Origin of the sequence: Paenibacillus sp. FSL P2-0173 (assembly GCF_038008045.1) — a bacterium.
GTDB lineage: Bacteria > Bacillota > Bacilli > Paenibacillales > Paenibacillaceae > Paenibacillus > Paenibacillus polymyxa_B.
The window spans coordinates 327,742-340,393 of sequence record NZ_JBBOYK010000003.1 but is presented as its reverse complement, the minus strand read 5'-3'; the positions used below and the strand labels follow the sequence as shown (position 1 = coordinate 340,393).

Genomic DNA, 12,652 nt, shown 5'->3' with positions numbered 1-12,652 from the left:
TGAGAGGGATTTGATCTCATTTTTCTTCCTGAAGGAGGGCTATTATGTTTACAATATATCCGGCGGCTTCCCGATTCAGCTTCGATAAGGGCTGGCTGCGGGGGAGTCACAGCTTTTCATTCGCGGAGTATCAGGATGAGAACAATACAGCGTTTGGTCCTATGCGTGTCTGTAATGACGATGTCATCACACCGGGACGGGGCTTTGGGGCGCATCCGCACAGTGATATGGAGATTGTTTCGATTGTGCTGTATGGGGAATTGCGTCATGAAGACAACCGTGGACATGTAGCGGTGACTCGTTTTGGAGGCATTCAGCGAATGTCAGCGGGCCACGGCATCATTCATACGGAGCACAACGCTTCACAAACGGAGGATGTCAGTCTACTGCAATTGTGGTTTAGCCCGCATACGAGAGGCCTGAAACCGTCATATGAGGCTACAGCGTTCAATCCTGAGCGTCTTCACGGTCAGCTTCTGCCTGTCGTTGCCGGAAAGCGCGTACCAGGCACAGAGGGTGAAATAGCTGCAATCAATCAGGATTTAACGATTTATTTAAGCAAGCTTCAGCCTGGAGAGCAAGTAGAATTCACACAGGCCGAGGGTCGGCGCGTGTTCCTATTCGTCATCGAAGGCTCGCTGCGTGTGAACGGTGAACATATTCTGCAAGGACGCGATTCCGCTCGTATTGAGCAGGAGCCGAAGCTCTCACTGAAAGCAGAAGATTCTGTTTTTTATATGTTGATTGATTTGCCCTAAAAGGAGGTGCGCACAATGGCGCAGCAGGAAACATGGCTGATCAAGCATGCCGTCACGGGACGTAGCTTTGCTGACAGCCGCAAGCAGGTTTTCGATTGCCATTTGGAATCGGCGGACGGCGTGTTTCGCTTTACGCTTCAAGGACTGCCGCATGAGACGGCGGAGGCGATTGTGCGTTATAGCGGGGAGTTGAACGTATTTCGTTTTGTAACGCCGGTAGACGATGGACCCGTGGTGAAGCATTGGTATTACGTCACCCCGGAAAGCGTGGAATATCATGATCAGACAGATGAGCTTACGTTCAAAGCTAGTTCTGAGATTGAATACCATCCCGAGGAGTATTGGGGAGATTAATCATTCCTTTATCATAAATTTCCAGATTTATAATGGATTTTCGAAGGCCCTGCATCAGTGCAGGGTCTTTTTGTTATCTGTTCAACATGTTGAGTTCATTGGATACATAATCCTTTGCAGGCTGGTACATCCTATATGTCATATTATCTGTTCGGCTCATTCGTAAAGGGGGAATAACGATGAAGAAAGGGCGCTTTCCCAAGTTGCCGAAGCCACCGTGGAGCCGGCGAGCGATTCCAGCCGCAGACCGCAAGACACGAAATTTCAATGTGCCTAAAGGACTGCCTGAGTCTTCATGGCTGGAACAGCCGCTGCGTAGCAGTGTGGAAGACAATTTGATTGCTTTGCGTGATATTTTCAAGGATTGCTCTGATATCGTCTATCGAGAGCTCATGATTTCCCCTGAACGCAAAGGGTTATTGGCTTATTTTGAAGGTACGGTAAAATCGGAGGATTTGCAGGACCATATTCTGCGGCCTGTCATTCTGGGCATGATGCTCAAGGACCCTGAAGTGAACGGCAAATTGGAGCCGCTGGATGAAACTCGTATCTCCATGTCCCAGACCAAAACGATGGACGAATGGAAGATGGTATCGGCAGCGATACTGGACGGCAATGCCGCCTTGTTTGTAGATGGCACGCCTCGTGCGTATATTTTTAGCGCCAAGGGGGGTGTCCGCCGTGGAGTGGAGGAACCGCAGACCGAATCGGTTATTCGTGGACCGCGTGAAGGATTCACAGAGACACTTCGCGTCAATACGGCACTGTTACGTTTCAAATTGAAAACCTCCAAGCTCAAGATGTACAGCATGACCATCGGAACAGAAACTCAAACGAGCGTCGTCCTTACTTATATTGAAGGGATCATAGATCCAAAACTGGTGGAGGATGTTAAAAAAAGGCTTAGCGATATTAAAATTGATGGTGTTCTGGAGACTGGATATATTGAGGAACTGATTGAGGATCACCCGTTTTCGCCGTTTCCGCAAATGGAATACACCGAACGCCCGGATACCGTCACTGCGCAATTATTGGAAGGACGTTTTGCTATTTTTGTAGACGGAACGCCCTTTGCCCTGATTGGGCCAGTCACGATGTGGCAGATGATGCAAGCGAGCGAAGACTATTACGAGCGCTTTTTTATCAGTAATATGGTGCGCTGGATTCGTTTTCTTTTTCTCATATTGGCTCTCTTTCTGCCTGCATTATATGTAGCGGTGACGACCTATCATCATGATATGCTGCCGACGACGCTTATTTTGAGTATTGCGGCAGCGCGTGAGTCTATCCCTTTCCCCGCTTTGGTGGAAGCACTAATGATGGAAATTTCCTTTGAAGCGTTACGAGAAGCGGGGATTCGTCTCCCCAAAACGGTCGGTCAGGCTGTCAGTATCCTTGGAGCGCTAGTCATCGGTCAGGCCTCTGTACAAGCAGGGATTGTATCGGCCCCGATGGTCATTATTGTGTCGCTCACAGGTATTGCGTCGTTTACCATCCCGCGTTTTAACTTTGCCATCACAGTTCGTCTGCTACGATTTCCAATTATGCTGATGGCGGGATTATTCGGATTGTTTGGGATCATTATTGCGACAACGCTGATTGCTACGCATCTAACCAAGCTAACATCGTTTGGTGTTCCTTATATGAGCGGATATAGCCCATACAAACATATGGATCAAAAGGATATCGTCGTTCGTGCGCCTTGGTGGAAAATGACTAAACGTCCTTCCTGGATTGGTAAAGACAACAACAAACGAGCGAAGGAAAAGATGAATGGATCGCCTACAACCGAGGAGGGATGGTGATGAAGCCCAAATCCGATGCACAACAAATACGTAAAGCGGCTGTGCTCTGTTGTTTGCTGCTTTGTTCTGTTCTTTTGGGAGGATGCTGGGATCGCCGTGAAGTGAACGATGTGGCCTTTGTGATGGGTACGGGTCTGGATAAAGAAGGCGATCAATATCGGGTAACGATGCAAATCGCTTTGCCCGGACAACTTGGATCTTCGGGCAGTACAGGAGGAGGGGGAGGTACAAGTGGTACGAAATCCTACTACCTGGAGTCCAAAACAGGCCCAAGCTTCCGGGGAGCAAGCACCGAGGAACAGCGTGCGGTTTCGCGAACGCTGAATTACTCCCATCGACGGGTGCTGCTGTTCGGTGAGACGCTGGCGCGGGAAGGGATTAACAAAATGATGGATGTACTGGCGCGTATTCCGCAAAACCGTCTGTCTTCCCTGGTTGTTATTACGAAGGGATCAGCGATGGAAGTGCTTCAGGCAGATGCCCCGATTGAGCAATATCCGGCAGAAATGGTGCGTGAGCTCAACTATTCCTATATGAAAAAACCTCGTTCTGTTAAGCTGCTGATAAATTCCGTCCTACTGGATGGTATTGACCCGGTGGTGCCGGTGATGTCTCTGGTGAAGAATGGCCCCTCTAATCTTAAAGACAAGAAGACAAATATTCAGGTCGATGGGCTAGCTGTATTTCGGAAAGACAGGTTAACAGGGATTATAGATAACCACCTCAGTCGATTCCTGCTGTTGGGTATGGAGCAAGCCAAGGAGACAGAAATATTTATCCACCCTCCCAAAGGTAGAGGCTACATATCTGTACACCTCATCGAAAATAATGTCCATATCAAGCCATATATTCGTGGGAACGATATTCGCATGACCGTTCATATGAACTGTAACGGGAATGTGAAGGAAAATGAGACGGATTTCGATATTTCCAACGAGGAAAATTTGAAGTGGCTGGAACAACAGACAGCCGAGGAAATTAAGAGGGAGCTGGGAGAGGGTGTCAAGGTGATCCAGCAAAAATATCACTCAGACGTACTTGGTTTGGGCCGGGCTATTATTACGAGTCATCCGGATGAATGGGAACGGATTAAACCTCAATGGGATCAACTGTATCCCAAGGTGGAGGTCACTATAGATCCGGTCGTGCATATTGAAAATATCGGTGCGGTCACCAAACCATTCGGGGTCAAAAAGGAGCAAATCCAGAATGAATAAAGTATTTCTATTACCTTTATTGCTGGCTATGCTCTTCATGTATCTGATTGACCGCAAAAGTATTAGGGATGCGCCTGCCGTCAATCGCTGGATCTCACGCGTATTGTATGTCATTAGCATTGGTGTCTGGATTTACGGAACATCAACGAAGAGCACTGTTTATGTGGCTACATGGCTGGCCCGTTTTATTGACATGTGGCTCCCCCCTACGTTGTAAATCGTGTAATGGATGCCTGCGGGCAAAAGGAGGATGTACCTGCATGAGACAGTTCACAACCAGACAAATCGTGCTGCTTGGTGTATTGATGGAGGTCGCTATTACCCTTATACATGCTCCGGCGCAGGCAGCAGATTACGCGAATCAACATGCCTACTGGACCTGTGTAATTGCAGCTATCGTGCTATGCTTGCCGATTTGGGCCATGTTGAGACTCAAGCGGCGTTTTCCTGATCAGGACCTGATGCAGGCCATGGTGAGCTCTCACCCTGTGCTAGGACGTATGCTGCTTGCAGTCTACCTTATTTTATTTCTGATCATTTTTGCACGGGATTTGAGAGTTATCACGGATTTGGTGGAGGTTGTACTTTTGCCGCTGACTCCGATTGTTGTCGTATCTCTTATTTTGCTTTTGACTCTGGCGTTTATGGCCAAAGGCGGAATAAGCACCATCGTGAATATGACCGAGATTTTTGTACCTTTGTTGATTCTGACGCTGCTGACCATGCCGCTTTTTTTCGGGCGTAATATGGATTTTTCGGTACTGAGACCCTATTTACATCCGGAAGTAGATGGAGTGATCAAGGGCAGCTGGCGCATGCTGGGATATATGGCCGATATCATGATGGTTCCCTTTGTGATTTCTGGGAAGAGCTATAATGGGCGTAGTGCGTGGTATGGGCATTTGCTCGGAACCGCATTTCTGACCATGCTGATGTTGCTGTCGGAGTTGGTTATTGGTGTTCCTATCTTGTCCCGGCTATTTTATCCATCCTATGAACTAGTGCGTCAATTGCAGCTAACGGACTTTCTGGATCGGTTCGACTTGTTCGTGGCAGCACTGACCGTACCGACCTTTCTTACGAAGATTGGGGTTGACCTGTACGTTACCAGTTTGGCAGTAAAGCGTATGTTTGCCCATGCATGGGGAAGTCTGATGGTTTGGCCCGTAGGTTTGTTGGGTTACGTCTGTTCGTTTATGCTGTTCTCCAACATCGTGCAAATTTATGATTTCAGCCGGGAGTGGACCGCGGTGATGATCATTTTTTTTGTTATCATGCCCTTGTTGCTATGGATGTTGCTCCGACCCAAATCTAAAGGGAAAGGCGGAGATGATAGGGCATCTAACGGAGAGCGGGATAGCAGTAGTCAGAAAGAAAGCCAGCATGAAGGCAGAACAGGACACGGCCACTTATAAGATTACTGTATTCATCGGAAAAGTAATTCTTATTTGTCTTTTACCCCTCTGATTGTATACTTGGTAGAAAGAAATACGACTTCTACAAGGGAGGCAACAGAATGGCACAACGCATGGCAGGTAAGAGAGTCGCTCTTGCTGGTCCCCGTAAAGCAGAAGAAATGGCGCTGCTAGTTGTGAAGATGGGGGGTGAGCCAGTACAGCGCCCGGCCCAGGGCACCGTTTTTTTGGATGATATCGAGCTGCGCAACGCTGTTGTATCGTGGGTGAAGCACCCTCCGGACTGGTACATCTTCACGACAGGTATGGGGCTGGATGCCTTGTTCGATATGGCAGAGGATATGGGCGTGGCCGAGCAGATTATGGAGTTGCTGCAATCCTCCAACATTGCAGCGCGGGGCTACAAGACGGTCAATGGACTCAAAAAGCGTGGCTTTACGCCAGCAGTACGAGACGAGGACGGAAGTTTGATCGGATTGACAGGAGCTTTCGCCCCATACGATCTGAAGGGGAAGGAAGTACTGTTGCAACTGCATGGCGATCCAGCTCCACGGTTGGTAAAGTGGCTGGACGAGCAGGGGGCAGTGACCCGCCAGGTACTTCCTTATAAGCATATCCCACCTGAGGAAGCAAAATTGCAGGCGTTACTGGAGGATGTTATCCATCGTAATGTTGATGCTGTTACGTTTACAAGTGGTCCGCAAATCCGATTTTTGGCCCAATATGCCAGAGAGCAAAATCGAATCGAGGAGTTACTGGAAGCTTTTCGTGAGGATGTGATTGCTGTATCCGTAGGGAAGGTGACTGCACAGTCCATTGTGGAAGAAGGGATTGACCGAGTCGTGTTTCCAACCGAAGAGCGCATGGGCGCGATGATGGTGGAGCTGGGTAAATATTTTGAACATAACGATTCGGTGCATGGCTGTGGTCTGAAGATCGTGAATGGTCATTGAAATGAGATAGAAATTATAAATGCAGTATGCTAAAAAATGAACTTATATTTTGGGATACAGAGTAAAATAAAGATAAGGGCCTACGAGGTCTTTATCTTTTTTTGTTGGACATGCATCGACAAAGATTTTTGTTATAGCGAAAATGTTTATCTAATATAATGAATAAGTTTCGATGCATGATACTTAGGACAGGAGCTGAGACGTTAATGAATTCTATTTGCGTATTTGCCGGGTCCAGACCTGGACATTCATCGGTATATGTTGAGGCTGCAGGCAAGCTGGGGGAAGCCATGGCTCGTCATCATATCCGTCTGATCTATGGTGGCTCTAGCAGGGGGCTGATGGGAGAGGTGGCGGATGGAATGCTGGCGGGTGACGGTCAGGTCACTGGCATTATGCCCACCCTATTATTTGATGCAGAGATCATTCATCGGGGAGTTACCGAATTTATTGAGGTAGCAAGCATGCATGAGCGTAAAGCGGCAATGAGCGAGATGGCCGATGCGTTTATCGCTCTTCCGGGTGGCTTGGGAACCTTCGAGGAGCTATTCGAGGTATTGTGCTGGGCGCAAATCGGGATTCATCGCAAGCCGATTGGGCTGCTGAATGTGAATGGATATTTTGACCCGTTAGTAGAAATGGTGCGTCATAGCGTGCAAGAAGGGTTTACCGGGGCTGAGCATCCAGCGTTATTAAGTATCTCTGCGGACCCGGACGAATTGCTACATATGTTAAAAAATAAAGCAGAGAACTTGAAATAAAGCGTTTTTCGTGCTTGCACAACTGATTGAGGCAAGGTTATGATAAGACCCATAATCAAATAGCGGACAGACAAGGTGCCTTTGCGGTTGAGCAAAGGGTAACAGGGAATCGGGTGCAAATCCCGAGCGGTCCCGCCACTGTAAGGAAGAGGATTTTTTAAAATGGTCACTCGTGAAAAACGGGGAAGACGAAAGAATCCGTTGATGCCAAGCCAGGAGACCTACCTTGATCTGTATGCACCGTTAACCTTCGCGGAGAGGATGGGTGTACGAAATCAGGAAATCAGGCACACGTTGCTTTTTCCATGTTGGCTAGAGGTTTGCGTGGATATGAACGTGCAGCAGCGTTTGAAACGTAAACAGTCAGATGGAAAACAACGGCAGGCTGGAGGAAGACAAATAGTGTCTTCTTACGCTGTTTGTTCGTCTGATGAGAGATGCGTACATAGAAACCCCATCCGGGCAGGATGGGGTTTTTTTGAGTTACACGATGTGCATAAATCATTGAAATAGATAGCATAGCTGCCCTGAAAAGGATGAATAGGAGGAGCACGATGAGCCCATTAGGAAAATTGCTGGTGATTGGATTTGGACCAGGAGATATGGAACATATCACAAAACGGGCGCTGGATGCGCTGGCCGAAAGTGAGGTCATTATCGGCTACAATACCTACGTTGATTTGATCCGTCCGTTGTTGAACGGACAGGAGATTGTACGCACAGGAATGACAGAGGAAGTGAGCCGTGCGCAGGAGGCGGTTCGCCAAGCAGAGATGGGCAAGAAGGTAGCTGTCATTTCCAGTGGAGATGCGGGAGTCTATGGTATGGCAGGGCTGGTGTATGAGGTGCTGATGCAAAAAGGCTGGCGACGCGAGGACGGGGTTGAGGTAGAAGTCGTACCGGGGATCTCGGCTATTCAGTCCTGTGCATCACTGTTGGGGGCGCCAGTTATGCATGATGCGTGCACGATCAGTCTGAGTGATCATCTAACCCCATGGGAAACGATTGTGAAGCGCGTAGAAGCAGCGGCTTCGGCCGATTTTGTGATTGCATTATACAACCCGCGCAGTGGTCGGCGTACCCGCCAGATTGTGGAGACGCAGTCCATTTTGCTGCGTTACCGCGATCCGCAAACTCCAGTTGGGTTGGTGAAAAGTGCTTATCGTGAACGTCAGCAAGTTATTGTAACGACGCTGGAAGATATGCTGAACCATGACATTGGGATGCTGACGACTGTAATCATCGGCAATTCCTCGACGACGGTGTATGACGGCTTGATCGTGACTCCGCGCGGATATCAGCGCAAATACACATTAGATGCGACCGAGCAGGCACTCAAGCCGCATCAGCGTCTCCGCACGGAAGCGGAGCCGTGGTCGCTGGGCGCACAAGAGGATACACTGCAAGCAGGCGCAGCCCCGACTACGCCCGCTGGACCCTCCGCGAGCGGCGCTGCGGTTGCGACGCAGGCACGCCCGCAAGCGATGGCTGCCGTGCAGGCAACGACTACTGTGCAAACCGGCGCAGCCCCGGCATCGCTGGCAGCAGAGGCACTAAGCCGTCTCGCTGTCGGCGGCAAGCTGCCTGGCGAAGCCAACGCTCGCTGGAGCGGGCAAGCGCCTACCGCCGAGAGCACCGCCGGAACGTCAGCGGTGGCCGGAGCGGGGGCTACGGCTGGAATGGCGACAGGCGGCTTTGGCAAGCCTGCGCTGTTTGAGGTGGGCGTTTCCCCGGGTGTGGGAAACAAGAAGTTCACCGCTCGTCAGATGGCGCTGCTCGCCGAGGTAGCGGGTGATGACGGCGAGCTGGAATACACGCCAGATCATCAGATCGTGCTGCGCGTGCCGTGTGCAGACCCCGAGGAACTGGTCGGACGGCTGCGGGATGAACGATTCATTGTCATGCCGATTGGCGATGTGTTTAAGGTGAAGGCGTGCGACTTCTGCAATATGGAGAAGGATGACGCTGTGCCTGTGGCTGAGCATCTACAGGTTGTACTTGGCGGGTTACAGGCACCCAAGGAAACGAGTATTGCTTTGAACGGATGCGGTATGGCCTGCTATGGAGCGGTGCTGGAGGATATCGGAATCGTCTATCGCAAGGGAGGATACGACCTCTTCCTCGGTGGCAAAAAATTCGGTCGCAATGCTCATGCCGCTCAGCCCGTAGCGGAAGGAATTCCGGGTGATCAGATTACTGATATCGTGGAGAACGTCATTGCTGAATATAAGGAAAAAGGGCATCCGAATGAGCGTTTTCATAAATTTTTTAAACGTGTAGGCGTCGTTGCGGGTTTCCGGCATGAAGATGCACCAGCAACGGTAGAAGTGAATGCGGTTTGTGGTGATTAATGGAATGAAGGCCTGATGAACTGGATACAAGCATATATATAAAATAGGGCGTCATGCAGGTTATCCCTATTAAAGAGGAGGAAAAAACAGCAGTGGATGCAATATTGTTGGTTGGACATGGAAGTCGGGACCCGGAGGGGAACCAGGAGCTGCTGGAATTTGCACAGGCAGTGGCAGACCGGGTACCGGATATGTGCGTGGAAACCTGTTTCTTGGAGTTGGCACGTCCCAGCATTGCTGAAGGGATGCAAACATGTGTGGAGAAAGGGGCGACGCGTGTCGTTCTTATTCCGATTATCTTGTTTGCAGCGGTACATGCCAAAATTGATATTCCGATGGCTATTGACCGGGCAAAAGCAAAATATCCGCAGGTGGAATTTGTATACGGACGCCCGATTGGCGTTCACGAGAAAATCGTCAGCATTCTGCAAAGCCGCTTGAAAGAGGCCCGTCCGGTTGCGATTCCAGCGGGAATGAATAGCGCTGTAGAGGCATTTCCCGAGGTATCCGACGAAGAAACGGCGGTACTTGTGTTAGGACGCGGAAGTAGCGATCCAGATGCGAACAGTGACTTTTTCAAAATCACCCGTATGCTGTGGGAGCAGCTTTCTTATACGTGGGTAGAGAGCAGCTTTATCGGTGTGACGCAGCCTTCTTTTCCCGATGGATTGGAGCGTTGTGTACGATTGGGGGCCAAAAAGATTATTGTGCTTCCCTATTTTCTGTTCACGGGTGTGCTGATTAAGCGCATCGGAGAAATGACCCAGGAATTTGCCGAGGCTCACCCTGCATTACAAGTGGAGATGGGCGGATATTTTGGTTTCCATCCCCAATTGATTGAACTGGTGCTGGAGCGAGCTAAGGAAGGCTTGTTTGGCAAGGTTACGGCCAATTGTGATAACTGCCAGTTCCGTCTGGAGGCGCAGGAGCACCACCATCATCACCACGATCATGACCACGATCACCATCACGATCATGATCACCATCATGAGCATGAGCACGACCATGAACATCATCATCATGCACATGAGCACGATCATCATGATCACCATACACACAGCCACGATCACACTCATGAGCATGTCCATGCTCACAGCCATGATGACCATGATCACCATCACGAGCATTCACATACGCCATCTGTAGTGAACGGAAGCGGGCAGGTGAAGGGCTCATGATATTCATGCTATGCGGAACGAGCGACGCTCGGGAATTGGCGCTGCAAATCCGTGACAATGGCTTCAACGTATTGACCTCGGTCGTAACCGAAAGCGCGGCAGCCAGCTTGTCCGAAGTGGGACTAGACGTACGTACAGGCCGAATGACAGCCGATGAAATGAGTGCAATGATTCGGGAGCAGGGAATACTGGCCGTCGTTGATGCCAGTCATCCTTTTGCAGAAGAAGCACATGCGAATGCGATGACAGCCGCTCGCGTATCTGGAGTTCCTTATATTCGCTACGAGCGGGCGGGACTGGTGTATGACAATCATCCGTTGCTCCACATCGTGTCTTCCTATGAAGAGGCCGCATTAGAAGCGAAGCAACTCAAAGGCTCTGTAATGCTTACGACAGGCAGTAAGACGCTCGGCACGTTCACCAAGCATTTACTCGGAGACCCGGAGATTCGTCTGGTTGCACGCATGCTGCCGCGCTTGGACAATATGGAGAAATGCAGCGAACTGGGCATGGAGCAAAAGAATATTATTGCCATGCAGGGACCCTTTTCCCGCGAGATGAATGAAGCATTGTACAAGCACTATGGCACGACCGTGATGGTCACCAAGGAAAGCGGACGCACGGGAGCAGTGGATGAAAAGGTTCAATCTGCATTGGAGCTGGGGATTCACGTACTTTTGATTTCCAGGCCGGAAGTGGAATTTGGCACAGTATTTGATCATTTCGACGGAGTCATCGACGCATTGCGTATAGACAAAGAGGAGTCTGTGCTTTAAGACATAAGCCTATGAAGTTGGTCGGTCCAGTCAATCCGATGAATTCAGAACGATTTCTGGCGTGTATTTAAAATATAGTCATCTTAAAATGTGCAGTTTTTGTGTAGAGGTGTTTGTAACTCCTTAACATGAATGTCATTTTCCCTATATAAGACGAACTTGAAAAATGAATATAAAACGGAGTAGTCGGAATGGTGCTGTACAAGCGTAGCGGTCGCTTTTGTCCCCGGATTTCTACGCTGATCATAAGTTTTATTCAAGGAATCCGGGGGCGGTGGCGATGGGAAGCACCATCCGACTGCGTAGTGGAACAATAGGTAACTTTAATGTTCTAAGCTAATTTAATTTTCTAATTTTCCATAAGGGAGTGGTCGATACGATGGATTTTAAAACAGATTTCAAACCGCTAACGGTACAGCCGCAGGAGATTGAAGGCAAAAGTTTCGAGATGATCACTGAAGAACTGGGAGAGCATCCTTTTACAGCAGAGCAATATCCCGTTGTACAGCGTGTCATTCATGCATCTGCTGATTTTGAGCTGGGCCGCAGCATGGTGTTTCATCCAAAAGCGATTGAAGCCGGGGTTGCAGCTATTCGCGCAGGACAGCAGGTAGTGGCGGATGTGCAAATGATTCAAGCGGGGCTGAGCAAGGATCGTATCCGTCAATTTGGTGGGGATGTGCATGTGTACATATCTGACCCTGACGTCATGGAAGAAGCGAAAAGGCTGAATACGACACGCGCCATTATTTCGATGCGCAAAGCGATTCAGGCGGGCGAAGGCGGTATCTATGCCATTGGTAATGCACCGACAGCGTTGTTGGAGTTAATTCGTCTGGTGAAAGAAGGAGCGGCTAAGCCCGGACTGGTAATTGGCATGCCCGTAGGCTTCGTCTCGGCGGCAGAATCCAAGGACGAGCTGCGCAAGCTGGATATTCCGTTCATTACGAATATTGGACGCAAGGGCGGCAGTACAATTGTCGTAGCAGCATTGAATGCGATCTCCTTAATGGCTGTCCGCTAGATGCGGTTGTCCGTTTGCTGTATCATGAAATGAATTGGAACATGATCAGCAGAAGAGGTT

12 protein-coding genes and 1 riboswitch are annotated in these 12,652 nt (G+C 49.5%); all 12 genes read left to right on the top strand.

Annotated features, from left to right (window positions below; translation table 11 throughout):
- Positions 1-44: 44 nt before the first annotated feature.
- The 12 genes from MKX30_RS17930 (at position 45) to MKX30_RS17875 (ending at position 12,592) form a co-directional block, all read left to right on the top strand.
- Positions 45-758: a pirin family protein gene (locus MKX30_RS17930; RefSeq protein WP_023990801.1), complete on the top strand. Its 714-nt coding sequence runs from the start codon at positions 45-47 to the stop codon at positions 756-758.
- 15 nt (positions 759-773) lie between these two features.
- Positions 774-1,112, top strand: a complete 339-nt coding sequence (locus tag MKX30_RS17925; RefSeq protein WP_028540747.1) for a hypothetical protein — start codon at positions 774-776, stop codon at positions 1,110-1,112.
- 179 nt (positions 1,113-1,291) lie between these two features.
- Entirely contained in the window at positions 1,292-2,917 is a 1,626-nt protein-coding gene (locus tag MKX30_RS17920) for a spore germination protein (RefSeq protein WP_023990799.1), read from the top strand.
- Positions 2,917-4,134: a Ger(x)C family spore germination protein gene (locus MKX30_RS17915; protein ID WP_028540746.1), complete on the top strand. Its 1,218-nt coding sequence runs from the start codon at positions 2,917-2,919 to the stop codon at positions 4,132-4,134. The genes MKX30_RS17920 and MKX30_RS17915 overlap by 1 nt, the downstream gene beginning before the upstream one ends.
- Positions 4,127-4,351 carry a hypothetical protein gene (locus tag MKX30_RS17910; RefSeq protein ID WP_023990797.1) on the top strand — a complete coding sequence of 75 codons (225 nt, stop codon included), beginning with the start codon at positions 4,127-4,129 and terminating at the stop codon, positions 4,349-4,351. The genes MKX30_RS17915 and MKX30_RS17910 overlap by 8 nt, the downstream gene beginning before the upstream one ends.
- Positions 4,352-4,394: 43 nt before the next feature.
- A complete protein-coding gene (locus MKX30_RS17905) occupies positions 4,395-5,549 on the top strand; it encodes a GerAB/ArcD/ProY family transporter (RefSeq protein WP_341063173.1) in 1,155 nt (384 codons plus the stop codon).
- 101 nt (positions 5,550-5,650) lie between these two features.
- Positions 5,651-6,502, top strand: a complete 852-nt coding sequence (locus MKX30_RS17900) for a uroporphyrinogen-III synthase (protein ID WP_068938986.1) — start codon at positions 5,651-5,653, stop codon at positions 6,500-6,502.
- Between the two features lie 206 nt (positions 6,503-6,708).
- Positions 6,709-7,263 (top strand): LOG family protein, encoded by a 555-nt coding sequence (locus MKX30_RS17895; protein WP_023990794.1) that lies wholly within the window; start codon positions 6,709-6,711, stop codon positions 7,261-7,263.
- 57 nt (positions 7,264-7,320) lie between these two features.
- Positions 7,321-7,506: riboswitch (cobalamin riboswitch) on the top strand.
- A 311-nt stretch (positions 7,507-7,817) separates the two neighbouring features.
- The gene (gene cobJ, locus MKX30_RS17890; RefSeq protein WP_075154876.1) at positions 7,818-9,614 is read left to right on the top strand and encodes a precorrin-3B C(17)-methyltransferase; all 1,797 of its coding nucleotides are present in this window, start codon (positions 7,818-7,820) and stop codon (positions 9,612-9,614) included.
- Between the two features lie 92 nt (positions 9,615-9,706).
- Positions 9,707-10,792, top strand: coding sequence for a sirohydrochlorin chelatase (locus MKX30_RS17885; RefSeq protein WP_068938982.1), 1,086 nt, complete (start codon positions 9,707-9,709; stop codon positions 10,790-10,792).
- Positions 10,789-11,568 (top strand): precorrin-6A reductase, encoded by a 780-nt coding sequence (cobK, locus tag MKX30_RS17880; protein ID WP_071558106.1) that lies wholly within the window; start codon positions 10,789-10,791, stop codon positions 11,566-11,568. Before MKX30_RS17885 ends, cobK begins: the two co-directional genes overlap by 4 nt.
- Before the next feature lie 379 nt (positions 11,569-11,947).
- Positions 11,948-12,592 carry a precorrin-8X methylmutase gene (locus tag MKX30_RS17875; protein WP_013312413.1) on the top strand — a complete coding sequence of 215 codons (645 nt, stop codon included), beginning with the start codon at positions 11,948-11,950 and terminating at the stop codon, positions 12,590-12,592.
- Positions 12,593-12,652: the final 60 nt, after the last annotated feature.